The following is a 25,100-nucleotide window of genomic DNA, read 5'->3' on the forward strand; positions in this document are numbered from 1 at the left end:
CGTGATGACACGGGTCTGGCAATGGAACCGTCCGGTCACCGTGAGGGAAGTCCTGGAGGACCTTCAACAGGAACGCTCCATCGCCTACACCACCGTGATGACGGTAATGGACAATCTCCATCAGAAGGGCTGGGTGCGCCGGGAAGTCGACGGCCGTGCATATAGATATACGGCGGTCTCCACCCGGGCCGCCTACTCGGCCGCACTGATGAACGAAGCGTGGTCGCGCAGTGACAACCCGGCGGCGGCTCTTGTCGCCTTCTTCGGCATGATGTCCTCCGAGCAGCGCGAGGCCCTTCAGGACGCCATGCGGATCATTCTTCCCGATCTTGCCGGACCCTCCGGAGCACCGGCCGGCGAACCCGGTGGCGCACCCGCGCGCGAGGGCGCTGACACCCCCGCTGACCAGGGCGAACGGCCCGGGGAAGACGACGGCGCGACGACCGCCGGACCGGCCGACGGGAACGAGGGGGACCAGGGCCGGGACCCGGCCGAGGAGGCATCCGGAGAGGTGTCCGGTACGACGGCCGGAGATCCGGCCGATGGGGCGGGCCCGGAGGCCGGGCGATAGCGTCGGGGTATGTCCTCAGAGCTTCCCCCGGCCGATTCCCGTACCGACCCGTCCGCCATAAACGTAGCCATCACGGTCCGCCGTGCCAGGACCAGCGATGTGGCATCGGTCCGTCGTCTCCTCGACGGCTACGTACGTGAAGGCATCCTGCTCGACAAAGCGACGGTGACGCTTTACGAGGACATCCAGGAGTTCTGGATCGCGGAACGCGACGAGGACGCCCGTGTCATCGGCTGCGGCGCACTGCACGTGATGTGGGAAGACCTCGCCGAAGTGCGTACTCTCGCCGTGGATCACAGCATCAGGGGTGCCGGAGTCGGACATCAAGTGCTCGACAAGTTGTTGCAGACCGCCCGCTGGCTGGGTGTGCGCAGGGTTTTCTGTCTCACCTTCGAAGTGGACTTCTTCGCGAAGCACGGCTTCGTCGAGATCGGAGAGACACCGGTCGACGGAGATGTCTACAGTGAGCTGCTGCGTTCCTATGACGAGGGTGTAGCGGAGTTCCTGGGTCTCGAACGAGTGAAGCCGAACACCTTGGGCAACAGCCGGATGCTTCTGCATCTGTGAGCGCCATCTGTGAGACGCATCTGTGAGCGCCACAAGAAGCCGGAACCCTATGTCCGAATCGCGCACGTTTCCCGTGCCCCCGCGATCCTGAACCTCTCCCGGGGGTTTGTGTTTTTCGGGGAAAAGCGGTTTCCTTTCCGCGTACTGCATTTTCGATGAAAGGGAATCCAGTGGCACAGAAGGTTCAGGTCCTTCTTGTCGATGACCTCGACGGCGGCGAGGCGGACGAGACGGTCACGTTCGCCCTCGATGGCAAGACGTACGAGATCGACCTCACGACCAGCAACGCGGACAAGCTCCGTGGCCTTCTCGAGCCGTACACCAAGGGTGGCCGGCGGACGGGCGGCCGTGCGGCGGCCGGTCGCGGCAAGGGCCGCGCCGTCACGGGTGGCAACAAGGACACCGCGGAGATTCGCAAGTGGGCCCGCGAGAACGGCCACAACGTGAATGACCGGGGCCGTGTTCCCGCGGAGATCCGCGAAGCCTACGAGAAGGCCAACGGCTGAACGGGCGATCCACCGGTCGACCGCCCCGTTCGGGCACGCATCAACCGGGCCCGGTGGCATTCCGTCGCCACCGAGTCCACCAGCCGTACGAGATCGGGAGCACTCCCGCCCCTGCTCCCGAGACCGGTGAGGGTCGGTAGTCCCGCCCCTTCCTCGTGCCGCAGCCCGGGGGGCCGCAGCCATACGGCGGCCCCCGGTCGGCCCGCCGCCCGCCCCGGCGGCGCGGGGGCGGTGATCCGGCCGCCCGCGCCGAAGGCGGTCAGCGAGAGGGCGACGCCTCCCCACTCCAGCCAGTCGAGCAGCCCGGGCAGCTCCTCGGCGCTCCCCGCCGCCACCAGCAGGTTCATCCGCGCGCCCGACAGCGCCACGGGCCCGGTGCGGTCCACCCGCCGCAGCACCGCATGGCCGACGGCCGCGGGCACCTGGAGCACGTCGAACCGCAGCCCGGTCAGCAGGCGCACCGGCTCGGTGCCCGCCGTCGCCCAGCCGAGCTCTCGTTCGTACCACTGCGCCCACCGGGCGCGGTCGCCATGGATCTCCCGCCCGCCGCTGACCGACGGCGGGGGAGACGGGACGGTGATGGCCATGCCGGAAGAACGGCCCGGACGCCCCGGGGGTTACGCAGGGTCCACCACCGGGTGCGCGATGTGTCCGGGATGGGGGCGTAGAGACGTATTCGGGAGCGTGAAGATGTTCGCCCGTAGCGGAGGGAACCGGCGCGCGCCGCATGGACTGTCTGTAATTGCGGGTAAGACATCCCTAGTGGGGAGGGGCGACACGCAGGTTCGGGCATCTCACGTTCGCCATCGGCGTACTGGCGAAAGGGGTATCTGCCTGGCCTGCGGGAACATCGTCTCGCACCATCGGGTTGGAGAAGTTGTCGGCGTTCGGGGCAGGAGGCCAAGGACGGTGTCGGCAGTTGGAATGAGCGGTCCCCGCTTGCGGGACTAAGCTGCGGAAGGACAGGGAGGGGACCGACCCCTAACTGCCTGACCGCTCTGAGGAGCGATTAACGATGTTCGAGAGGTTCACCGACCGCGCGCGGCGGGTTGTCGTCCTGGCTCAGGAAGAAGCCCGGATGCTCAACCACAACTACATCGGCACCGAGCACATCCTCCTGGGCCTTATCCACGAGGGTGAGGGTGTCGCCGCTAAGGCCCTGGAGAGCCTCGGGATTTCGCTCGAGGCGGTCCGCCAGCAGGTGGAGGAGATCATCGGCCAGGGCCAGCAGGCCCCGTCCGGGCACATCCCCTTCACGCCCCGGGCCAAGAAGGTCCTGGAGCTCTCGCTCCGTGAGGCCCTCCAGCTCGGCCACAACTACATCGGCACCGAGCACATCCTGCTCGGCCTGATCCGCGAGGGCGAGGGCGTCGCCGCCCAGGTCCTCGTGAAGCTGGGCGCCGACCTGAACCGGGTGCGGCAGCAGGTCATCCAGCTGCTCTCCGGGTACTCGGGAAGCAAGGAGGCGGCGACCGCGGGCGGCCCCGCGGAAGGCACCCCCTCCACGTCCCTGGTGCTCGACCAGTTCGGCCGGAACCTCACCCAGGCCGCCCGCGAATCCAAGCTCGACCCGGTCATCGGGCGCGAGAAGGAGATCGAGCGGGTCATGCAGGTGCTGTCCCGCCGTACCAAGAACAACCCGGTCCTCATCGGCGAGCCCGGCGTCGGCAAGACGGCGGTCGTCGAGGGCCTGGCGCAGGCCATCGTCAAGGGCGAGGTGCCCGAGACCCTCAAGGACAAGCACCTCTACACCCTCGACCTCGGCGCGCTGGTCGCCGGCTCCCGCTACCGCGGTGACTTCGAGGAGCGCCTGAAGAAGGTCCTCAAGGAGATCCGCACCCGCGGCGACATCATCCTGTTCATCGACGAGCTCCACACGCTGGTCGGTGCGGGTGCCGCCGAGGGCGCCATCGACGCGGCCTCGATCCTGAAGCCGATGCTGGCCCGCGGCGAGCTCCAGACCATCGGTGCCACCACGCTCGACGAGTACCGCAAGCACCTGGAGAAGGACGCAGCGCTGGAGCGCCGCTTCCAGCCCATCCAGGTCGCGGAGCCCTCGCTGCCGCACACCATCGAGATCCTCAAGGGTCTGCGCGACCGCTACGAGGCCCACCACCGCGTCTCCATCACGGACGAGGCGCTGGTCCAGGCCGCGACGCTGGCCGACCGGTACATCTCGGACCGCTTCCTGCCAGACAAGGCGATCGACCTGATCGACGAGGCCGGTTCCCGGATGCGCATCCGCCGGATGACCGCGCCGCCGGACCTCCGCGAGTTCGACGAGAAGATCGCGGGCGTCCGCCGCGACAAGGAGTCGGCCATCGACTCCCAGGACTTCGAGAAGGCGGCTTCCCTCCGCGACAAGGAGAAGCAGCTGCTGGCGGCGAAGGCCAAGCGGGAGAAGGAGTGGAAGGCCGGCGACATGGACGTCGTGGCCGAGGTCGACGGCGAGCTGATCGCCGAGGTCCTGGCCACCGCCACCGGCATCCCGGTCTTCAAGCTGACGGAGGAGGAGTCCTCCCGTCTGCTGCGCATGGAGGACGAGCTCCACAAGCGCGTCATCGGGCAGAAGGACGCCATCAAGGCCCTCTCGCAGGCGATCCGCCGTACGCGAGCCGGTCTGAAGGACCCGAAGCGGCCCGGTGGCTCGTTCATCTTCGCCGGCCCGTCCGGTGTCGGTAAGACGGAGCTCTCCAAGACGCTCGCCGAATTCCTCTTCGGTGACGAGGACGCGCTGATCTCCCTCGACATGTCGGAATTCAGCGAGAAGCACACGGTTTCCCGGCTCTTCGGTTCTCCCCCCGGTTACGTGGGTTACGAAGAGGGCGGGCAGCTCACCGAGAAGGTGCGCCGCAAGCCGTTCTCCGTCGTCCTCTTCGACGAGGTCGAGAAGGCCCACCCCGATATCTTCAATTCCCTGCTCCAGATTCTGGAGGACGGTCGCCTGACCGACTCCCAGGGTCGGGTCGTGGACTTCAAGAACACGGTCATCATCATGACGACCAACCTCGGGACGCGGGACATCTCGAAGGGCTTCAACCTGGGCTTCGCCGCCCAGGGTGACGTCAAGACCGGCTACGAGCGGATGAAGAACAAGGTCAACGAAGAGCTGAAGCAGCACTTCCGCCCCGAGTTCCTCAACCGTGTCGACGACACGGTCGTCTTCCACCAGCTCAGCCAGGAAGACATCATCCAGATCGTCGACCTGATGATCGCCAAGGTGGACGAGCGCCTGAAGGACCGCGACATGGGCATCGAGCTCAGCGCGGAGGCCAAGACGCTCCTCGCCAAGAAGGGCTACGACCCCGTGATGGGCGCCCGGCCGCTGCGCCGGACGATCCAGCGCGAGATCGAGGACGTCCTCTCGGAGAAGATCCTCTTCGGCGAGCTGCGTCCCGGCCACATCGTGGTCGTCGGCACCGAGGGCGAGGGTGAGGAGAAGAAGTTCACCTTCCGCGGCGAGGAGAAGTCGGCCCTGCCCGACGTCCCTCCGATCGAGCAGGCCGCCGGTGGCACGGGCCCGAACATGTCGAAGGACGTGTGAGGCTCCGCCGCCGAGCCGAGCTGAGTGACTGAAGGGGCTGCCCCGGACCGTGTGAACGGTCCGGGGCAGCCCCTTTTTTTGGTGGGGGAGCGGGGTCAGGGGGGCGGGGCGTCGTTTCCCATGACCGTCACGGAGCCCAGCACGCTCACCTCGCAGCCGGGGAGCGCCTGGAGCGGGGAGACGTCGATGTGGTCGATGCGGCTGGGCGGAAGGAGTGCCAACCGCTTCAGAGCGGGGAAGATCCGGGGGATCTGTTCGATTCCGAGCGCATCGGTGTCGAGGTAGATGTCCAGGCTGTCGAGGGAAGGCACAGGCCGTTCCCCGGCGAACTCCGTCGCGGACGGCAGGAGCAGGGTGAGGTGGGTCACCTGCGGGGCCTGCCGGAGAGCGGCGAGCAGCGGTCGGACCGGGGTGCGGGTTCCCAGGCCGAGCCGGCGCAGGTTCGTCCAGCCATCGAGTGAGTCGATCTCCGACGGGACCGTTTGCTCGATGGTCAGCGAGCTCAGCTCGGGGTGGACGGGAAGCTGGGAGAGCCGTTCGGCTGTCAGGCGGTTGAGCCACAGGGAGCGCAGCTCTCTCGAAGCCGTGGCGGTCAACGCGGTGTCGGGGAGATGGTCCATGTCCAGTTCCACCTCTCTCAGCGCGGGCAACGCGGTGAGCGAGCCGAGGTCCCGTATGCCAGGACAATCGGTCAGCGACAGGGACTCAAGATGTTCGGCGCAGTCCGCCAGGAACGAGAGGCTGGTCAGGCAGGGGTTCAGCGCGAGGGCCAGTTCGGTCCATGGACCGTCGTGCAGGGCTGTGTGGAGTTCGGTGGCGGTGAGGGCTCCGACGATCTCCAAGCGTGTGACGGATGGCAGATGGCGGAGCGCCATCAGCTTCTCCACGGTGTCGATCTGTAGGGCATCGTGCGTCAGGTCGCAGGAAGCAAGGACCTGTTGGGCGTACGCCTGTACCGGATAACTGTCCCAGTACGCACTGAAGACGTGGCTTTGTTCCGGGTGGGCGAGTGCCCAGTGGCGGGCGTACGGTACGGCCTCCGCCCCGCCGATTTCACTGAGCAGTTCAATAAGCAGGTAAATCTGTTCCGCGCCGTCCAAGGGGTTCGGCTCCGGTAGGTAGGCCAGGGCGGCCGGGCCGAGGCGGGCGAGCAGCCCCACCTGTCTGGGGTTCGTCGGCGGGAAGAGTCCGGAGACGGCCGCCCGGACCCTCTCCCGGGTCGTCTCGTCCAGCCAGGTCGCGTGCTGGGCGCAGAGGGCGGCCAGGACGACGATCTCCTCGCGGGTGACGGTGTCGGCCGGGCCGGGGGTGAAGTCGAGCAGGCCGTTGACCAGGACGGGGTGGTCCCGGCGGTCGCAGTGGCCGGCGGCGAGCAGGATGACGTCGTACCAGTTCTGGGAGCCCGCCCGGCCGAGCAGTTCGTGCAGGTGGTCGCCCTCGACGAACTCCTTCGCGGCGAGGAAGTCCTGGAAGGTGCGGTGGGCGAACTGGTAGACGCCGTCGGCGCGTTCCTGGAGGACTCCGCTGCGGTTCAGCAGATGGGTCAGGACCGCCTCGGGCGGGCCCTGGGTGCGCAGCCGTTCCATGCCGGGCAGGGTGCGTTCCAACTGGCGCAGTGCTGCCGGGCGTTGCAGCTCGGACTGGCCGCACCGCACCAGCCAGACCGCGATGCGCTGGAGGAGCTGGGCCTGTTCCTCCACGTTCATCGTGATGCCCTCGGGGGCGTCGATCCTGCGCCGCTTGTCGCGGTCGCCGAGCAGCATGGTGAGGGCCGAGTCGTACAGGCTCCAGCGGGTCTCCGGCAGGAGGCCCTGGCGGCGCCGGTGCAGGGCGCAGATCACCGCGCAGAGCAGCGGGGTGCGGGCCAGGTCGCGCAGGGCCGGGTTCTGGGCGAACTGCTGGACCAGGTCCCGTTCCAGCATGCCGAGCGTCTCGTGGTCGTCGTCGTCCAGCCGGGCGGCCCGGTGCCAGGCGGCGACGAAGGACTCGACGTCCCGGTCCCCCATCGGCAGCAGCCGCAGTTCCTCGAAGTCCTGGGCGTCCAGCCAGCCCGGCTCGACGGCCAGCGGGCGCACGGTGGCCACGCAGCGGATGTCCGGGTAGCGGTCCAGGAGGCGGGAGAGCCACTGGTGCGCCTGCTCGCGGTCCTCGGCCGGGACCTCGTCCAGGCCGTCGACCAGCAGCAGGGCCCGGCCGGACTCCAGCACCCGGCCCACCCAGCCCTCGGGGGCCCGGTCGACCACCAGCCGGGCGGCGTCGGGCAGTCGGGCGGGGGAGGGGAACGTGCCGCCCTCGGCGCGCAGGGTGCGCAGCGGTACGACGAACGGGACCAGGCCGTTGAGCGGGGCCAGGTCCGTGCTCAGCGTGCCGGCCGAGGCGTGCGCGGCCAGCCACCACAGCAGCGTGGTCTTGCCCGCGCCCGCGTCGCCGCGCAGCAGGACCCGGGGACGGTCGGGGAGCAGCGCGTCGATCCGCCGGGGCGGCGGACCCGCGTGCCCGGAGGTCTGCTGGGCCTCCAGGCTCAGGTACGCGGTGTCCAGGTCCCATTCGGAGTCGCGCCGGCCCAGCTCGTCGAGGCCGAAGATCTTCGTGCGGCGGTACGCGGCCCCGAGCGCCGCCGCGTACTCCTCCTCGTACCGCGCGTCCCCGGGGAAGTGGCCGTGCACCGGTTCGGGGCGGGGGAGGGGCGTGCCGGTCTGTTCGTGGACCAGCCGGAACGGCTTCGAGGCGAGCAGCGGGGCGAGCGGTACGCACTCCACGCGGCGGCCCTCGCGCTGCCGGGGGACCTGCCGGGCGATGCCGATGAGGACGTCGCCGACGAAGACCGGGCCGCCGGACAGGCCGCGCAGGGCCTGGGCCCGCGTGTCGTTCGGCGGGGGCGGGCCGTCCAGTTCGCAGACCAGCAGTCCGCGCGGCTGCCCGGCCGTGGGCAGGACGGTGGCCGTGTACTGGTCGGATTCCAGGTGCCCCTCGGGGCCGTACCGCTGGATGTGGGGGAAGCCGGTGATCTCGCAGCCGGGGACCGCGTGCCCGGTGCGCAGGAGGCCCAGCCGGGTCGGGAGGACCGGGAAGACCGGATCGGCGGCGAGCAGGAGGGCGGCGTCGAGGTCGTGGTCCACCCAGGCGACCTTCGCCGCCGTGCTGTCGGCCCGCCGGGGGTGGGCGACCGTGGCCCGGCCACCCCCCTTCACCACATGGGCGCAGGTCAGCACGAGCCGGTCGGTGAGCAGGACGCCGCTGCCCTGGGTGGTTCCGGCGCCGAGGACGACGACCGTGCGCGGCGCGGACGCGTTCGCGTACGGGCTCATGGACGCGCCGTGCCGTTGCCGCCGAAGTGTGCCGTGCTGCCCTGTTCGTCGTTGCCGATCTCCCAGGTTTCGCCGGTCGCGGTGTTGCGCGGCTTCAGGGTGAACGCGACCTTGTGCGTGCGGCCGGTCGTGCGGGAGGCGTCGGCGCCCGCCTCGACCACCCATGCCTTGACCTTGCCGCCGCCCTTGATCTCCTTGCGGAGTTCGAGGGTGAACTCCATCTGGATGTCACCGACCTCGAAGGCCAGGGGGCGGCCGATGGCGCGGCCCGCGGCGTCGATGAGCTGGTTGCGGATCGATTCGACGGCATCGGCGAGCTCGATGCCGTCCAGGTCGTTGGTGCCTGCGGCGTCACCGGTCATGGTCTTGTCCCCCCTGGAGCCGAGCTGGTCCCGTCACCCTAGCCAGGGCGCGGGCCGAAGGTCCCGAAACGGACAGGCTTCCGGCCCGCCGGCGGTGACAAGGCGCACAGCCCGTGGAGGGCCTACTAGCGGCGGCAGTAGGGGGTGCCGGGCCCGGTGCGGAGGGTTTCGGGGCCGGGGCGGCGGGGGTGCCGGGGCTCGGGGAGGAGTGGGGCCGGAACGCTGTCATCTGTCCGTTTCGAGCGGTTTGGAACTGGGCTTAAACCTCTCCGCGGCAGGACTTTCGACGAGTGCGAGCCGGGCGTGCGCCCGGTGGGTACGGGTGAATTCCCCGTGCCCCATGTACGGCTTTTGTTCGTAGGTGGGGTGTTTGAGTGGAAGTGGGAGTGGGGGTTACCAAGGGATGGCCAGCCCGGCCGGAGCGCCGGGACCAGTCGTTCTCGGAGGATTCCCGCCCATGTCGAAGCGTGTCTCGTTCCAGCACTCCCGCCGCCCCTCCCTGTCCCGTGTCCGTGGCGCCGTCGTGGCGGCCGGTCTGGGTACGTCGATGGTCCTCGGCGCGGGCGCTGCGTTCGCGGGCGCCACGACGGGCGCCCCGGATCTGAACCTCGCGGACCTGACCGGTGCCACCGCGGCCGAGTCCGTCGCCGAGCAGGCGGCCGTGCAGGGCAAGGTGGCGGCCGGGAAGGCCGCTGCGGCCGAGAAGGCGGCGAAGAAGGCGGCCGCGGCGAAGAAGGCCGCCCTGAAGAAGGCCCACGGCTGGTTGGCCCCGGTGGACCGCTACGAGCTCAGCGCGAGCTTCGGCAACGACGGCAGCCGCTGGGCCCACAAGCACTCCGGCCAGGACTTCGCCGTGCCGGTCGGCACCGTGGTCGAGGCCGCGCACGGCGGCACCGTCGTGAAGGCCGGCCCGAACGGCGGCGGCGACGGTCCTGCGTACGGCAACGCCGTCGTGATCAAGCACGCCAACGGCACGTACTCGCAGTACGCCCACCTGTCGAAGATCGAGGTGCGCATCGGCGAGGCCGTGAAGACCGGCGAGAAGATCGCGCTCTCCGGCAACACCGGCAACTCCAGCGGCCCGCACCTGCACTTCGAGATCCGGCACACCGCCGACTACGGCTCCGCGGTCAATCCGGTCGGCTTCCTGCACAAGCAGGGCGTGCGCGTCTGACCCGGGCCCGCCCGGCCTCGTACCGCCGGGCCCGCGCCTTGCCCGTACTGCTTACTTTCCGGGCTCCGGTTCCGGGCCGTGCGCCCGGGTGATCAGCTCGAAGGCGACTTCGAGGACGGCCGTGCGCTTCTCCTCGGCGCTGCCCTCGGCGTCCCTGAGGGCGAACATGCCGGAATGCATCGCCAGGAGCGCGGTGAAGCAGCGCGTCTGGTCGGCCAGTGACGCGCCGGGGTCCATGAACAGCTCGATCAGGCTCATGACGCGCTTCTTGACCGTCCGGCCGATGCTGAGCTCCCGCACGGACGCCTGGTTCTCCTGCACGAACTGGAAGAGCGGGGCGGCGGCCTTCAGCGTCTCGCTGTAGCGCCGGAGGATCTCCTTCTTCGTCTCCAGGGTGCGGGGCTGCTCCTTGCCCCAGGCGATCAGCTCCTCCAGGGGACGGTTGAGGTCCTCGAAGATGCTGATCAGGATGTCTTCCTTGGTCTTGAAGTGGTAATACAGTGCGGCCTTCGTCACATCCAGCCGTTCGGAGATCTCCCGGAGCGAGGTCTTCTCGTAGCCCTGTTCGGCGAAGAGTTCCAGGGCAACGTCCTGAATGCGCTGACGCGTGTTGCCACGGCGCGGCTGCGGCGTGCTGCCCATGAAGCTCTCCCTCAAAAAACTTACTTGACGCCCGGCTAGTCAGGAGTCTACTTTCCCCAGTGTAGTCAACTAGCCGGGCGGCAAGTAAGTGTGCGGGCCGGTGCAGGGGATCAGGGGAGTGGGGACCGAATGACCGATCTGAAGAAGGCGGCCGACGGGAAGGCGCCCGGCGCCGACCGTCCGGCGGGGGAACCCGGGGCGCCGCAGCGCAGCGTCCGGGTGGTGATGCTCGCCCTGATGATCACGATGCTGCTCGCCATGCTGGACAACCTGATCGTCGGCACGGCCATGCCGACCATCGTCGGCGACCTCGGCGGTCTGGAGCACCTGTCCTGGGTCGTCACCGCCTACACCCTGGTCACCGCCGCCTCCACCCCGATCTGGGGCAAGCTCGGCGACCTGTACGGACGCAAGGGCATCTTCCTCACGTCCATAGTGATCTTCCTGATCGGCTCGGTGCTGAGCGGGATGGCCCAGGACATGGGCCAGCTGATCGGCTTCCGGGCGGTCCAGGGGCTCGGCGCGGGCGGCCTGATGGTCGGCGTCATGGCGATCATCGGCGACCTCGTACCGCCCCGTGAGCGCGGCAAGTACCAGGGCATGATGGCCGGCGTCATGGCCATCGCCATGATCGGCGGACCGCTGGTCGGCGGCACCATCACCGACCACCTCGGCTGGCGCTGGAGCTTCTACATCAACCTGCCGCTGGGCGCGGTCGCCCTCGCCATGGTCACCGCCGTGCTGCACCTGCCGAAGCGGGAGCGCGCCGAGGTGAAGGTCGACTACCTCGGCGCGGCGCTGCTGACCATCGGCATCACCGCGATCGTGCTGGTCACCACCTGGGGCGGTTCGGAGTACGACTGGAACTCCGCCGTGATCATGGAGCTCATCGCGATCGGCGTCGCCTCGCTCGTCGGCTTCCTCTTCGTCGAGACGAAGGCGGCCGAACCGATCATGCCGCTGCACATCTTCCGCAACCGCAACTTCACCCTGATGTCCGTCCTCGGCTTCATATCCGGGTTCGTGATGTTCGGCGCGGTGCTCTTCCTGCCCCTCTACCAGCAGTCCGTCCAGGGCGCCTCGGCGACCAACTCGGGCCTGCTGCTCCTGCCGATGCTGCTGGCGATGATGGCCGTCTCGCTGGTCGCGGGGCGGGTCACCACCAACACCGGCAAGTACAAGGTCTTCCCCATCGCGGGCTCCGTCCTGATGGTGGCCGGCCTGTTCCTGCTCGCGCAGATGGACGTCGGGACCACGCGGCTCACCTCCGGCATCTACATGGCGGTGCTCGGCGCGGGCATGGGCTTCCTGATGCAGATCACGATGCTCGTCGCGCAGAACAGCGTGGAGATGCGGGACATGGGCGTCGCCTCCTCCGCGACCACTCTCTTCCGCACGCTCGGCAGCTCCTTCGGTGTCGCGATCATGGGCGCGCTGTTCACCGGCCGGGTGCAGGACGAGATGGTGGCCCGCGGCGGCGGCGCGGCCACCCAGCAGTCCGCGCAGCTGGACGCGGACAGTCTGGCCAAGCTGCCGGACGCGGTGCGCGAGGCGTACCAGTTCGCGGTCTCGTCCGGTACGCACATCGCGTTCCTGGTGGCCGCCTCGGTCGGCGTGATCGCGCTGGTCGCCTCGGTCTTCGTCAAGGAGGTGCCGCTGCGCGGGGCGGGCCCGGAGGCCAAGTCGCCGACGGACGTCCCGCCCGCCGGAGTCAGGCAGGCCGAGTCCGTCTGAGCCCCGCCGCACGCAGGGACCGGTGACGGTCGTACGAGGAGGCTCCCGGGGCACGCCCCGGGAGCCTCCTTCCGTCGTACGGCCCCGACCGGCGACGAACAACCGGCGACCGGTAGCCGACAGCCGACGACCGGCAGCCGGCTCCGGATCAGTCGGCCGACCGCGTCCTGCGGCCGACCGATTCCCTGCCGCTCCTGTCCGCCTTGCCGCTGCTGTCCGCCCTGCCCGACCCGTCCGTCCAGCGAGCCCTGAGCGCCCTGAGCGCCCCGACCGTCCGGCGGTTCTCCTCGCCGGGCCCGTCCGTCGCCCCGCCGTCCTCGTCCGGCTTTCGCTGCTCGGCCGGCGGGAGCATCGGGAAGCTGCCGGTGTTCGTCGGCGCGTGCTCGGGCAGCCACAGCACGGCGATCGCCCCGCCCGTGCCCTGCGCCGCCCCTTCGGGCGCCGCGTTGCGGAAGGTCAGCCGGGCCCCGAGGACCCGCGCCTGACCGGCGGCGATCGTCAGCCCGAGGCCGTGCCCGCGCCCGGCCCGGTCGCTGCTCCCGGTACGGAACCGGCTCGGCCCCTCGCGCAGCAGCGCCGCCGGGAACCCGGTGCCGTGGTCGCGGATCCGCACCACCCGGCCCTCGACCGTGACCTCCACCGGGGTGGCGCCGTGCTTCGCGGCGTTGCCCAGCAGATTGCCGAGGATGCGCTCCAGCCTGCGCGGGTCGGTGTTGACCCAGGACTCGTGGACGACCCGCACCCGCACGTCCGGGTCCAGCAGTGCGATCCGCCGGCTGACGAACTCGCCCAGCGCGATCTCCTGGAGCTCGGCCCGCTCCGACGCGCTGTCCAGCCGGGCCACCTCCAGCACGTCCTCGACGAGCGTCCGCATCGCCTGCGCCCGGTCCCGCACCAGTTCCGTGGGGCGGCCCGGCGGCAGCAGCTCGGCCGCCGTCAGCAGGCCCGTCACCGGGGTGCGCAGCTCGTGCGCGATGTCCGCGGTGACCCGGCGTTCCGCCTCGATCCGTTCGTTCAGCGCGTCGGTCAGCGCGTCCACGGCACCGGCCAGCTCATCGGTCTCGTCCTGGACGACCCCGCCGACGGCCTCCCTGACCCGTACGTCCGTGTTGCCCTGCGCGACCCGGCCCGCCGCGGCCGCCGCCTTGCGCAGCCGGCGCGACAGCTGCCCGCCGATCAGCACGCCCAGCGCGCAGCCGCCGAACACCACCGAGACCGAACCGATGATCAGCGCCCGGTCGAGGTCGCCCATGATCGTGGCGCTGCGGTCCGCGAACGGCGTGTGCAGCGAGAGCACGTTCCCGTTGCCCACCGGTACGGCCGCCCACACGTCGGGGGTGCCGTTCTTGAGTTCCTCGACATGGGTGGCACGCCGGTTCCGGTTGGTCTCCGCGCGCAGGCTGCGCGGCATCGTCGGGTCGTTGAGCTTGGCGCCGAACCGCGGGTCGGCCTTGCGGGGCTTCGTCGCCTCGTACAGCAGCTGCGCGTGCGTCAGCCGCTCCAGCTGCACCTCGCGGGCGTTCTCCAGCATCGAGACCCGGGCGGCGTTGTGGACGACGAAGCTGAGGGCGACCGCGGTCAGTGCGCCGACCGCCGCGATCGCGATGCTGATCTTCCAGCGGACCCCGGTCCGCAGCTCCGGCAGCCTCATGGCCTCAGCTTGTAGCCGAAGCCGCGGACCGTCTCGATCCGGTCCTGGCCGATCTTGGTGCGCAGTCGCTGCACATGGACGTCCACCACCCGGGTGTCACCGCCCCACCCGTAGTCCCAGACCCGTTCCAGGAGCTTGTCGCGGGAGAGCACCGTGCCGGGCGCCGCGGAGAACTCCAGCAGCAGCCGCATCTCGGTCGGGGTCAGCGACACCCGCTCGCCGCCGCGGTGCACCGCCATGCCCTCGGTGTCGACCTCCAGGTCGCCGAAGACCAGCACCCCGCCCACGGCCTGCGACTCCGGCTCCCCGTTGCCGGGCTGCCCGCCCGAGGCGTGGCCGAAGCGGCGCAGCACGGCCCGGATGCGGGCGACCAGGACCGCCCCGTCGAAGGGCTTGGTGACGTAGTCGTCCGCGCCGGCCTCCAGGCCGAGGACCACGTCGATCGAGTCGGCCCGGGCCGACAGCATGATCACGGGGACGGTCGACTCGTCGCGGATGCGGCGGCAGAGGCTGACCCCGTCCAGCCCCGGCACCATCACGTCGAGCAGGGCGATGTCCGGGCGGTTCGCCCGGAACGCGTCGAGGCCCGACAGTCCGTCGGGCATCGCGGTGACCGCGAAGCCGTCGCGCTCCAGCGCCAGCTGGGTGGCCTCGCGGATGACGTCGTCGTCCTCGACGAACAGGACGTGGGTCTCGGCCATCGAACAGCTCTCAGTTCTCCGCCGGTTCGGCGGAGAGCCCTGCGTCCCCGTTGCCGACGGCTCGGTTGAAGTCGTTGTGCACCCGGTCGTGTTCGGTGAAGCGGTTGGTCGTCCAGCGGTAGGTGATCACTTCCTCGCCGGAGGGGTAGGCGACCGAGTCCTTCTGCCCGTACACCTGTGTCGTCACCACGAGGTCGCCGCGGTCGATGGTGCCGTAGACCGCGGGCTGCTCGATGGCGAAGACGTTCTCGTACGAGCCGCTGCCCCGCGAGCGGTACACGTACGTGCCGACGCCCACCGAGTCCCCGCAGGTCATCACGTTCACCACGACATCGGCCGAGGGGCCGCCGGTCAGGGTGCCGTACGAGGTGTCCACCGGGTACTCGGAGCCGGTGCAGGGCTTCAGGTCGGTCCTGACCCGCTCGCTGACCCTGGGATCGCCCTTGAGCAGCGCCACGGCGTCGACCCGCGGGGGGCGCGTCCGCGACGAGGCGTCGGCGCTGGGGGTGGCCTGCATGATCGGCTGGGTGCCGGCCGGGCCCTCGTCCCGGGTGCCGGTCCCGCCGGTGGAGCAGCTGACGCTGAACAGCCCGAGGGCGGCGAGCCCGACCAGGGTCGTGGCACTCGCCGCCCAGCCGGTCAGCGACCGGCTCCGTCTGCCGGTGGCCGTGCGGCCACCGCCGTCTCTCCCGCCGCCACGGTCGCCGCCGTGGCCGCTGTCATCGCTGGCTGTCAGGCCGCGCACCGCTCCCGCCCCCGTTCGTCCATACGCCTGCCCGCCTGCACCCGTACCCGCGCGGTCTCCCGCACGCGTGCCGGGGTGCCGGCGGCCGGAGCGCGGTCGGCCGTCGTGGCCCGCTCCTCGCGGAGCCGGTCCTCCCTGCTCGCCGCCTCGCGGCTCTCCAGCTCCTGGCGAAGCCGTGCCAGCGCGCGGTGCAGGGTGCTCTTCACCGTACCGGCCGACATGCCGAGCGCCGCGGCCGTCTCCTCCGTGCTCATCTGCTCCCAGTGTCGCAGCACGACGACACTGCGCTGCTTGGGAGCCAGCACGCCCAGCACGTCCATCAGCAGGGCGCGGTCGGCGCGCTGCTCGGTGCCGTCCTCGACGCTGGCGTCGGGCAGCTGCTCGGTGGGGACCTCGTCCAGCTTGCGGGCCCGCCACCACTCGGTACGGGTGTTGATCATGACGCGGCGCAGGTAGGCGTCGGCGAGGGACTTGTCGGCGATGCCGTCCCAGCGGCCGTACGTGCGGGCCAGCGCGGTCTGCAGCAGGTCCTGCGCGTCCACGGGGTCGGGCACCAGCCGACGCGCGCTGCGCAGCAGCGCGTCCTGCCGGGTGCGTACGTACTCCTCGAATTCGAGCACCTCGCCGTGCGCCATTCCAACCGCCTCCGTCCCCGTGTATCCCCGTAGAACCGTCGTCAGCCATCGTTCGGTCGGGCTGACGTCGAAGACGCTACGGAGCTGTTGTCACGAGGTTGTGCGGAGCAGCCATACGCCTACGCACGGCTGTCCATCGGTTGTGTAACAGCGCTGGACCGGTGGGGGTACGGGCCCGGCCGCGAGGGGTACGGGCCCGGGTCGCGGGGGTACGGATCGTGGGGCGTACGGGGCGGGGCTCAGGTCAGCGGCAGCCGGTACAGGCCGCCGGCCAGCGGTTCCACCAGGCCGTCGGCGACCAGGCCGTCCAGCGCGCGGGCGCGCTGCACCGGTTCGTCCCACACCGCGTCCAACGCCGACTGCGGCACCGGTGTCACGGCCTCGCGCAACACGGCGAGCAGCCGTCCGCGCACCTGCCGGTCGGTGCCGGCGTAGGTCTGGCCGCGCCGCGGGGGCCCCTGGTGGGCGGGCTTACCGGCCAGCCGCCAGGCGCACTGCGCGGCGATCGGGCACCGGTTGCAGTCCTCGTTCTTGGCGGTGCAGACGAGGGCGCCGAGCTCCATCGTCGCGGCGGCCCAGCGGGCCGCCCGTTCGTCCTCGTCGGGCAGCAGCGCGCGGGCCAGCTTGCGCTCGGCGGCCGTGGTCGCGTTCGGCGGGTACTGGATGCCGGTCGCGGCCCGTGCGAACACCCGGCGGACGTTCGTGTCGAGCACGGCGTGCCGTTGCCCGTACGCGAACGAGGCCACGGCCGCGGCGGTGTACTCGCCGATGCCGGGCAGGGCGAGCAGCTGGCCGTGCTCGCTCGGTACGTCGCCGCCGTGCCGTTCCGTTATGGCCTGCGCGGCCCCGTGCAGCCGCAGCGCCCGGCGCGGGTAGCCGAGCCGGCCCCAGGCGCGGACCGCCTCGCCGGGCGGTTCGGCGGCCAGGTCGGCGGGGCGGGGCCAGCGGGCCAGCCACTGCTCGTACACCGGGAGGACCCGGTTGACGGGGGTCTGCTGCAGCATGAACTCGCTCACCATCACGCCCCAGGCGCCCGCTTCGGGGCGGCGCCAGGGCAGATCGCGGGCGTGCTGTTCGAACCACCCGATCACGGGGGAATGGAGGGAGGTGGGGGGCGTCTGTGTCGCAGTCATGGCAGTCATCGCACTGCCGATCCTGGCACGGAAGAACGGAAGACGGTTCCGCGTACGGTGGTGTCGCCCCTCCTGAGGGCTCTTGGGGTGATAATGCCACCCGTCTGCGCCCCGATGTCCGGCAACCGGCCCAAGCGGACCCGGCCCGACCGGCCCAAGCCGCTCCGGCCGCCTCCCGACGCCCTCCGCCCGGCCGCCTTCCCCGGTTCCTTCCGGTCGTCCTCCTCCGGCGGCCGCCTTCCAGGCCGCCCCGCCCCGGGCGCGTCAGCCCCGGCCGTGCCGCCGCCGGGAGCGTCCGACCGTGCCGCCCGCACCGGGTCCCGACGCCCAGGCGGCGATCGGTGCGGCGCTGTCCCGTACGGTCCGGGCGAGCGCCTGCGCCGGACGGTTCAGCACGGCGATCGTGGCGGCCGACACCGCGGCGCCCAGCAGCAGGCCGACCGCCACGTCGTGCGGGTAGTGCACCCCGACGAAGACCCGGGAGAAGGCCATCAGCAGGGCCATCGGTGCGGTGAGCCAGGCCAGCCGGGGCCGGGCGACGGCGATGGCGACGGCTGCGGCCCCGGCGATCGCGGAGTGGTTGCTGGGGAACGACCAGTCGCCCGTCGGCGGACACGTCACCAGCGAGGCCGCCGCCCCGGCGACCGACCGGCAGGGGCGTTCCTCGTCCACCACCGACTTGAGCACCTCGCTGAACACATAGCCGAAGGCCGTCGCGACGGGGGCGAGCACCGCCAGCGCCAGGGCGCCGTCCCCCAGGCGCCGGGCCCGCCACCACCCGGTGACGAACAGGACACCGAAGACCAGGAGCCCGAGCTCCGTCCACACCTCGGCGAGGTGCTGGACCCATGCGGGCATGTCGTGCGCGAAGTCGGTGATGTCCCGGTAGAGCGGGGCAGTAACTGAACTATCCATGTCCACAGAGGGTAGTGAGTGGAAACGGAAGGCCGACGGGGGCCGTCGGACGAGGCCCGGGGCGGTGGAATTCAGGGCTCCGGTGGGTGGGTACAGGGGTGAGAACCGGCCATCCCGAGATGATGATCCGTAAAACTTGGGGTTCAGGACGGCGGGTGGGCGGGAGAGCACGCCGATCTCTCGTACAGTTTGAGCCGTGGGATCTTTGCGTAATCCGATCGGGCCGCTTCCCTCCAGCATCTACTGGCGGCGGAGGGCGGTTGCGGCGACGCTGGTCGCGCTGCTCGCCCTGCTGATCGCATGGGTCGTCACCTCCGGCAGCGGCAAGGAGGACAAGGACGACTCGCGGCCGAGCGGCTCGGGTCCCGCGCATGCGATCACACCCGGACCCGGCGGTTCCGGCCCGGCCATCACCCAACAGCCGGGCGGGCGCGACGAGTCGGACGAGTCGGGCGGTAGCGATGGCGGCGCGTCCGCGGGCTCCGGCGACGGCACGACCGGCGGCAACGGCGGTACGGGGACCGGCGACGGCACGGACGTCGGGCCCGGCGGTACGGGCGGCGACGGCACGGCGGTCGGGCGGCGCGTTCCCGCGTCCTCCCCGCTCCCCGACTGCGTCCCCGCGGCTCTCCAGCTGAGCCTGCGCACCGAACTCGACTACGGCCCCGGCGAGAAGCCGGAGTTCCGGCTGATCGCCAAGAACACCTCGGCCACCGCCTGCAAGGCCGACCTCGGCCCGAAGAGCGCGGTGCTGACCGTCACCGAGGCCGGTGGCGACGACAACCAGGTGTGGTCCTCCGAGGACTGCCCGCGCGACGCGGGGAGCCTGCTGCTGGAGGTCCCGGCGGGCAGGACCGTCGTGCACGTCGTGGAGTGGGACCGCCGGAAGAGCTCCCCGAAGTGCGCGACGCCGCCCGCGGCTGCCGTGGGTCCGGGGACGTACCTGGTCGAGGCGAAGGCGCCGGGCGAGCCGGTGCAGCGGGCCTCGTTCGTCCTCGCGAAGGACTGACCGCCGACGCCCGAGGGCGGAGACACCGGACGGTACTCCGGCGATGAACTGGCCGGGCCCGGGAACAGGGCCGGACCCGGGCCCGGACCCGGGCGAACTCCCGGACGGCGCGGGGGACTACGGGTTCGTGGCGCGCGCGTACGGGTCCGCGCGCGCCGTCACACGTACCGTTCGAGGATCGACGACTCGGCCAGCCGGGACAGGCCCTCGCGCACGCTCCGGGCCCGCGCCTCGCCGACGCCGTCCACGGTCTGGAGGTCGTCCACGCTGGCGGCGAGCAGCTTCTGCAGGCCGCCGAAGTGCTCCACCAGCCGGTCGATGATCGCCCCGGGCAGCCGGGGCACCTTCGCCAGCAGCCGGAAACCGCGCGGCGAAACCGCCGAGTCCAGCGTCTCGGGCGAGCCGCTGTAGCCCAGCGCCCGCGCCACGACCGGGAGTTCGAGCAGCTCGGTGTGGGAGAGCGCGTCGAGCTCGGTCAGCGCCTCGGCGACCGTGCGGGAGCGCTTCGCGGTCGGCTCCGGCACGTAATCGCGCACGACCAGCTCGCGCTCCGGCTCGACCCCCGCGATCAACTCGTCGAGCTGGAGCGAGAGAAGACGGCCGTCGGTGCCCAGCTCGACCACGTACTCCGCGATCTCGGTCGCGATCCGGCGGACCATCTCCAGTCGTTGGGCGACGGCCGTGACGTCCCGGACCGTCACCAGGTCCTCGATCTCCAGGGCGGAGAGCGTGCCCGCGACCTCGTCGAGCCGGAGCTTGTACCGCTCCAGGGTGGCGAGCGCCTGGTTGGCGCGGGAGAGGATCGCGGCGGACTCCTCGAGGACCCGGCGCTCCCCGTCCACGTAGAGCGCGATCAGGCGCATCGACTGCGAGACCGAGACGACCGGGAAGTTGCACTGCTTGGAGACCCGGTCCGCCGTGCGGTGGCGGGTGCCGGTCTCCTCGGTGGGGATGGACGCGTCCGGGACCAGCTGCACGCCGGCCCGCAGGATCTTGGTCATGTCCTTGTCGAGGATCAGGGCTCCGTCGAGCTTGGCCAGCTCGCGCAGGCGCGTCGCGGTGAACTCCACGTCCAGCACGAATCCGCCGGTGCACATCGACTCGACGGTCTTGTCCATGCCGAGCACGATCAGCCCGCCGGTGTTGCCGCGGAGGATGCGCTCCAGGCCGTCCCGCAGCGCCATTCCGGGCGCGACGGCGCTCAGCGAGGCGCGCATCAGCGCCTCGTTACCGGTGCCTTGGCCGGACTTTCCGGGCGCTGCTGCCCGGTCGTTGGCTGCCACTGCACTCCTCCGGTCACAGGTTCGCGGTGCCCTTGCGTCCCTCGTTCCGTTCGTACGGACGGTCGAGACCAGGGCAAAGTCTACCGGCGCGCGTTCTCCTCCTGGGGGGCCTGTGCGCGGGACCGGCGCGGGAGGACCCTCAGCGCATCACCCATGTTGGCGACTTCTGTGACCTTCATACCGGCCGGGACCTTGCCCGGGTCGGTCGGGACCAGCGCGTGCGTGAAGCCCAGCCGGTACGCCTCGGCCAGCCTGCGCTGGACGCCCGTGACCCGTCTGACCTCGCCCGCGAGGCCCACTTCGCCGATCGCCACGAGGTTCTTGGGCAGGGGGGTGTCGCTCGCCGCGCTGGCCAGTGCCAGCGCGACCGCGAGGTCGGCCGCGGGCTCGGAGAGCTTCACGCCCCCGACCGTCGCGCTGTAGATGTCCCGCTTGCCGAGCGCGCTGATCCGGCCGCGCTGCTCCAGCACCGCGAGCATCATCGACACCCGGGACGTCTCCAGACCCGAGGTGGTGCGCCGGGGCGAGGGGATCTGGGAATCGACCGTCAGCGCCTGCACTTCGGCGACCAGGGGGCGCTTGCCCTCCAGGGTGACGGTGAGGCAGGTGCCGGGCACGGGCTCGTCGCGCCGGGTGAGGAAGAGGCCGGAGGGGTCGGCGAGGCCGGTGATGCCCTCGTCGTGCAGTTCGAAACAGCCGACCTCGTCGGTCGCGCCGTACCTGTTCTTGACGCCGCGCACGAGCCGCAGGCGGGCGTGGCGGTCGCCCTCGAAGGACAGCACCACGTCGACGAGGTGCTCCAGCAGCCGGGGCCCCGCGATCGCCCCGTCCTTGGTGACGTGACCGACCAGCAGCGTGGACATGCCGCGTTCCTTGGAGGCCCGGATGAGGGCCCCGGCGACCTCCCGGACCTGTGCCATGCCGCCCGGCGCCCCGTCGATCTCGGGCGACGCGACGGTCTGCACGGAGTCGAGGATGAGGAGCGAGGGCTTGACCGCGTCCAGATGACCGAGGACGGCGGACAGGTCCGTCTCCGCGGCGAGGTAGAGGTGGTCGTTGATCGCCCGGATCCGGTCGGCGCGCAGCCGCACCTGGCTCGCGGACTCCTCGGCCGTGACGTAGAGGGTGCGGTGGTCGTCGCTCGCCGCCTTCGCGGCGACGTCCAGCAGCAGCGTCGACTTGCCGACGCCCGGCTCGCCCGCCAGGAGCACCACGGCCCCGGGCACCAGGCCGCCGCCGAGCACCCGGTCCAGCTCGCCGACGCCGGTCGACCTGGCGGTGGCCTGCCGGCTGTCGACCTGGCCGATGGGGAGCGCGGCGGCGCTGACCCGGCCCGCCGCGGTGGTCCGCACGGCGGGGGCGCCGCCGAACTCCTCGACCGTCCCCCACGCCTGGCATTCGGGGCAACGGCCGAGCCATTTGGCGGTCGTCCAGCCGCACTCGGTGCAGCGGTAGGACGGCCGGTCCTTCGCGGATTTCGTACGGGCAGCCATGGCGCAACCGTATAGGTGGGGTCCGACAGTCCCGCAGTCCCGCCGGTCGCCGCCGCCGGACCGGAGCCTCCGGAGGCCGACCGGAGCCGACCGGCGCGGAGGGAAGCGGGCGCTCCGGCGTGGGGAAGCGGGCGCTCCGGCGCGGGTGGACGTGTGCTCCGGAGCGGACGGATGCGGGCTCCGGCGCGGGCGGGTACACGCCCGGAGCCGCTCGGCTTCGGCGGAATGAGGCATTCCTGTCCCCTTTCGAGGGATACGTTCACCCGTAAGGGTTAAAACTGCCGAAGGGTGGCCAAAGGTGTGCCTTGTGCTGCCTACGGTCGCAAGGTGACGAGCAGCAGTCTGGAGCCACCCACGCACACCACCGGCGCACACCGGGCGAGGCGCGGTGCGCCCCACCTCTCGACGCACTCCTCGCAGCGCCGCCCGCCCGCTCGTTACGAACCACATCTCGACGGCCTGTTCACCTACTGCCTCTCCGTGCTCTGCGACCACGACGCCGCCACCGAGGCACTCGGCGGGGTGCTCGCGATCGCGGAGCGACAGGAGAGCCGGTGCCCGCCGGGTGAGGAGGAACGTAAATCCTGGCTGTACGCCCTGGCCAGGTGGATGTGCATGCGCAGGCTCGCCGAGCAGAAGCAGGACAGCAGGCCGCACCGGCACAAGGCCGGGAAGCGGCCGGGGCGGCTGCCGGCGCAGCAGGAGACGAAGGGGACGGGCGGCCCGCCCGGCAAGCAGCCGGGCGGCTCCCCGGCCGGGCAGCCGGGCGGTACGGCCGCCCCGGGGTCGCGCAGCGGACGCCGTACGCCCCCGGCCGCCGCCGCGAAGAGCCCCGCCGTCCCCCTCGCGCCGACCGGTGCGCAGGCCGGCCCCGGGCCCGTTCCCGATTCCGAGGCCGCCGCCGAGGCGCACCGCCGCGAACTCGCCCAGCTGGCCTGGCCCGAGGCCGCGGGCACCACCCCCGAACAGCGCGAGGCGCTCGAACTCGCGGTGCGCCACCGCCTCGCCCCGCGCGCCGTCGCCTCCGTCCTGGGCCTCGCCCCGGCGGCCGCCCGCGAGCTGCTGGCCGCGGCGGCCTGCGAGGTGGAACGCACCCGCGCCGCCCTCGCCGTCGCCGAGACCGGCAACTGCCCGCTCGTCGCCCGGCTCACCGGCGACCGCCGCGTCCTGCTCTCCGCCACCCTGCGCCGCGAGCTCGTCCGGCACGTCGACGACTGCCCCTGCTGCCGCAGGGCCGCCGAGCGGGCCGGTGCCCGGGGGCCGTGGCCGGGGGCCGCGGTCGCCCAGGCCGCGCTGCCGGTCGTCGAGGCGCCCCGGCCCTCCGCGTACGTCGCGCTGGCGCACGCCCGGCGCAACCGCTCGGGCGGTCCGCGGTTCGACCGGGCCGGCTTCCCCATGGATCCGAAGGACCACGCCGCGCGCCGGGACCGGCTGCGGGCCAGGGTCGTCACGACGACGGTGGTCGCGACGGTCGTCGCGGCCCCGATGATCGCGCTGTGGACGGCCTACCGGGGCGCGCCGCAGACCGGCGAGGGGCACGACGGTTCGTCGGTCGCCGCCACCGACGCCCGGTCCGAGGACGGCGCCTCGGGCGGCCGTTACGAGAACGCGGGCAACGCCCGGCCCCGGCCCGACGCCCGTTTCGAGGACGGCCGGGCCCCGGACGTCTCGGCGGAGGTGGTCAGCGCGGGCCGGGACGGCGTCGGCGGGCTCACCGTCGAGGCCCGCTCGTCCGGCGGCACGACCCTGATCCGGCTGACCGCCTCGGGCGGCGCCCCCGTCGCCTGGTCGGCCCGCGCCAACGCCTCCTGGCTGGGCCTGAGCCGTTACTCGGGCACGCTGGCCGCGGGCGAGAGCGTCACGATCCGCGTTCTGGTGGACCACCGGCGGGAACCGTCCGGCCCGTGGAGCGCGCGGGTCGAACTCGCCCCGTCGGGGGCCGCGGTGGTGATCCGGGGGCACGGGTCGGCACAGCCGTCGCCCGGCGAACCCGGCCCGGCCGAACCCTCCGTGACCCCCGGCCCGTCCGCCCCGCCCACGTCCTCGCCGCGGCCCACGCAGTCGACCGGGCCGACCCCCGGCCCCAGCGACACCGCACCGTCGCCGACGGACCCGGGCCCGACCGGCCCGTCGTCCCCGGACCCGTCCCACACCCCGGCCCCCACCGACCCGGGCGGCTCCGCACCACCGGGCTGAGGACACCGGAACCGCCCGGACCGCCGGAACCGCCCGGATCACCCCGGCCGGTCACGCCGCCGCGCCCTCACGCCCGTACGGTCACTCCGGATCGACCGGGTCCGCCGGGTGCGGGGCCATCGGCAGGAGTGCGGACAGCCGCTCCTCGCACAGCTCGACCAGGCGCGCGTACGCCTTCTTGCCCATCAGCTCGACGAGTTCGGGGCGGTAGGTCACGTAGACCGGCTCCCCGGCCCCGTGCGCGGAGGTCGCCGACGTGCACCACCAGTGCAGGTCGTGGCCGCCCGGACCCCAGCCCCGGCGGTCGTACTCGCCGATCGACACCTGGAGCACCCGGGTGTCGTCGGGCCGGTCGATCCAGTCGTACGTGCGCCTGATCGGCAGCTGCCAGCAGACGTCCGGCTTGGTCTCCAGGGGCTCCCGCCCCTCCCGCAGCGCCAGGATGTGCAGCGAACAGCCCGCGCCCGCCGCGAAGCCGGGGCGGTTCTGGAAGATGCAGGAGCCCTTCCAGCGCCGCGTCTGGCGCTCCCCGTCGTCGTCGACCTGGACCCAGCCCGTCTCCGTACCGACGTCGTGGAACTGCCACAGCTCGGGGGTCAGCCGCGCGACGTGGCCCGCCACCCGCTCCTCGTCGTCCTCGTCCGAGAAGTGCGCGCCCAGCGTGCAGCACCCGTCGTCCGCGCGCCCCGCCTGGATGCCCTGGCAGCCGCTGCCGAAGATGCAGGTCCACCTGGAGGTCAGCCAGGTCAGGTCGCAGCGGAAGATCTGTTCGTCGTCCGCGGGGTCCGGGAACTCGACCCAGGCGCGCGCGAAATCGATCCCCTTCTCGTCCTCGGCCCGGTCCGGCCCGTTCACTTCCTGCGGCATCTCCTGCTTCGTTCTCTGCTTCTTCGTGTTTTTGCCCGGCTTCGCCTTTTTCGTCTTTGGCACG

Annotated in this window: 21 protein-coding genes; 8 read left to right on the top strand and 13 right to left on the bottom strand. The window is 71.6% G+C overall.

Annotated elements, in window-relative coordinates; all coding sequences use genetic code 11:
* Positions 1-4 precede the first annotated feature (4 nt).
* The 3 genes from ACFYW1_RS27565 (at position 5) to ACFYW1_RS27575 (ending at position 1,644) form a co-directional block, all read left to right on the top strand.
* Positions 5-571, top strand: a complete 567-nt coding sequence (locus ACFYW1_RS27565) for a BlaI/MecI/CopY family transcriptional regulator (RefSeq protein WP_388998783.1) — start codon at positions 5-7, stop codon at positions 569-571.
* Between the two features lie 9 nt (positions 572-580).
* Entirely contained in the window at positions 581-1,138 is a 558-nt protein-coding gene (locus ACFYW1_RS27570) for an amino-acid N-acetyltransferase (RefSeq protein WP_388998677.1), read from the top strand.
* A 170-nt stretch (positions 1,139-1,308) separates the two neighbouring features.
* Positions 1,309-1,644, top strand: a complete 336-nt coding sequence (locus ACFYW1_RS27575) for an Lsr2 family protein (RefSeq protein ID WP_093894032.1) — start codon at positions 1,309-1,311, stop codon at positions 1,642-1,644.
* Here the strand turns inward: ACFYW1_RS27575 and ACFYW1_RS27580 are convergent.
* Entirely contained in the window at positions 1,623-2,231 is a 609-nt protein-coding gene (locus ACFYW1_RS27580) for an SCO3374 family protein (RefSeq protein WP_388998681.1), read from the bottom strand. The two genes, ACFYW1_RS27575 and ACFYW1_RS27580, sit on opposite strands and share 22 nt — an antisense overlap.
* A 428-nt stretch (positions 2,232-2,659) precedes the next feature.
* Here ACFYW1_RS27580 and ACFYW1_RS27585 point away from each other — a divergent pair, with 428 nt between their 5' ends.
* On the top strand, positions 2,660-5,188 hold the full coding sequence (locus ACFYW1_RS27585) for an ATP-dependent Clp protease ATP-binding subunit (RefSeq protein WP_283852288.1): 2,529 nt from the start codon (positions 2,660-2,662) through the stop codon (positions 5,186-5,188).
* Between the two features lie 95 nt (positions 5,189-5,283).
* Here the strand turns inward: ACFYW1_RS27585 and ACFYW1_RS27590 are convergent, their stop codons facing one another.
* On the bottom strand, positions 5,284-8,496 hold the full coding sequence (locus tag ACFYW1_RS27590; protein ID WP_388998685.1) for an NACHT domain-containing protein: 3,213 nt from the start codon (positions 8,494-8,496) through the stop codon (positions 5,284-5,286).
* Entirely contained in the window at positions 8,493-8,858 is a 366-nt protein-coding gene (locus tag ACFYW1_RS27595; RefSeq protein ID WP_388998688.1) for a trypco2 family protein, read from the bottom strand. The genes ACFYW1_RS27590 and ACFYW1_RS27595 overlap by 4 nt, the downstream gene beginning before the upstream one ends.
* Before the next feature lie 457 nt (positions 8,859-9,315).
* On the opposite strand from ACFYW1_RS27595, the gene ACFYW1_RS27600 reads away from it, so the two are divergent.
* Entirely contained in the window at positions 9,316-10,032 is a 717-nt protein-coding gene (locus ACFYW1_RS27600) for a M23 family metallopeptidase (RefSeq protein ID WP_388998691.1), read from the top strand.
* Between the two features lie 51 nt (positions 10,033-10,083).
* Here the strand turns inward: ACFYW1_RS27600 and ACFYW1_RS27605 are convergent, their stop codons facing one another.
* Positions 10,084-10,674 carry a TetR/AcrR family transcriptional regulator gene (locus ACFYW1_RS27605; protein WP_388998694.1) on the bottom strand — a complete coding sequence of 197 codons (591 nt, stop codon included), beginning with the start codon at positions 10,672-10,674 and terminating at the stop codon, positions 10,084-10,086.
* 129 nt (positions 10,675-10,803) lie between these two features.
* On the opposite strand from ACFYW1_RS27605, the gene ACFYW1_RS27610 reads away from it, so the two are divergent.
* Positions 10,804-12,408, top strand: a complete 1,605-nt coding sequence (locus tag ACFYW1_RS27610) for an MDR family MFS transporter (RefSeq protein WP_388998697.1) — start codon at positions 10,804-10,806, stop codon at positions 12,406-12,408.
* Positions 12,409-12,556: 148 nt separating this feature from the next.
* Here the strand turns inward: ACFYW1_RS27610 and cseC are convergent, their stop codons facing one another.
* From cseC to ACFYW1_RS27640, 6 genes are all read right to left on the bottom strand, one after another.
* Positions 12,557-14,059, bottom strand: a complete 1,503-nt coding sequence (gene cseC / locus ACFYW1_RS27615; protein ID WP_388998700.1) for a two-component system sensor histidine kinase CseC — start codon at positions 14,057-14,059, stop codon at positions 12,557-12,559.
* On the bottom strand, positions 14,056-14,760 hold the full coding sequence (gene cseB / locus ACFYW1_RS27620) for a two-component system response regulator CseB (RefSeq protein WP_148840720.1): 705 nt from the start codon (positions 14,758-14,760) through the stop codon (positions 14,056-14,058). Before cseB ends, cseC begins: the two co-directional genes overlap by 4 nt.
* Before the next feature lie 10 nt (positions 14,761-14,770).
* Positions 14,771-15,505, bottom strand: coding sequence for a hypothetical protein (locus tag ACFYW1_RS27625; protein ID WP_388998704.1), 735 nt, complete (start codon positions 15,503-15,505; stop codon positions 14,771-14,773).
* A complete protein-coding gene (locus ACFYW1_RS27630) occupies positions 15,493-16,140 on the bottom strand; it encodes a SigE family RNA polymerase sigma factor (RefSeq protein ID WP_388998707.1) in 648 nt (215 codons plus the stop codon). The genes ACFYW1_RS27625 and ACFYW1_RS27630 overlap by 13 nt, the downstream gene beginning before the upstream one ends.
* Before the next feature lie 239 nt (positions 16,141-16,379).
* Positions 16,380-17,282: an A/G-specific adenine glycosylase gene (locus tag ACFYW1_RS27635; protein WP_388998710.1), complete on the bottom strand. Its 903-nt coding sequence runs from the start codon at positions 17,280-17,282 to the stop codon at positions 16,380-16,382.
* 255 nt (positions 17,283-17,537) lie between these two features.
* Complete coding sequence (locus ACFYW1_RS27640; RefSeq protein WP_388998713.1) at positions 17,538-18,188, bottom strand: phosphatase PAP2 family protein; 651 nt, start codon at positions 18,186-18,188, stop codon at positions 17,538-17,540.
* Positions 18,189-18,384: 196 nt separating this feature from the next.
* On the opposite strand from ACFYW1_RS27640, the gene ACFYW1_RS27645 reads away from it, so the two are divergent.
* Complete coding sequence (locus ACFYW1_RS27645; RefSeq protein WP_388998716.1) at positions 18,385-19,197, top strand: hypothetical protein; 813 nt, start codon at positions 18,385-18,387, stop codon at positions 19,195-19,197.
* A 158-nt stretch (positions 19,198-19,355) separates the two neighbouring features.
* Here ACFYW1_RS27645 and disA read toward each other — a convergent pair whose 3' ends face one another.
* Together disA and radA are read right to left on the bottom strand one after the other, a co-directional pair.
* Complete coding sequence (disA, locus tag ACFYW1_RS27650; protein ID WP_148840724.1) at positions 19,356-20,480, bottom strand: DNA integrity scanning diadenylate cyclase DisA; 1,125 nt, start codon at positions 20,478-20,480, stop codon at positions 19,356-19,358.
* A gap of 80 nt (positions 20,481-20,560) precedes the next feature.
* Complete coding sequence (gene radA, locus ACFYW1_RS27655; protein ID WP_388998719.1) at positions 20,561-21,973, bottom strand: DNA repair protein RadA; 1,413 nt, start codon at positions 21,971-21,973, stop codon at positions 20,561-20,563.
* Between the two features lie 327 nt (positions 21,974-22,300).
* On the opposite strand from radA, the gene ACFYW1_RS27660 reads away from it, so the two are divergent.
* Positions 22,301-24,169: a hypothetical protein gene (locus tag ACFYW1_RS27660; RefSeq protein WP_388998722.1), complete on the top strand. Its 1,869-nt coding sequence runs from the start codon at positions 22,301-22,303 to the stop codon at positions 24,167-24,169.
* An 81-nt stretch (positions 24,170-24,250) separates the two neighbouring features.
* Here ACFYW1_RS27660 and ACFYW1_RS27665 read toward each other — a convergent pair whose 3' ends face one another.
* Positions 24,251-25,099, bottom strand: a complete 849-nt coding sequence (locus ACFYW1_RS27665; RefSeq protein ID WP_388998725.1) for a hypothetical protein — start codon at positions 25,097-25,099, stop codon at positions 24,251-24,253.
* Position 25,100: the final 1 nt, after the last annotated feature.

The sequence above is a fragment of the Streptomyces sp. NPDC002669 genome (assembly GCF_042889165.1).
Classification (GTDB): domain Bacteria; phylum Actinomycetota; class Actinomycetes; order Streptomycetales; family Streptomycetaceae; genus Streptomyces.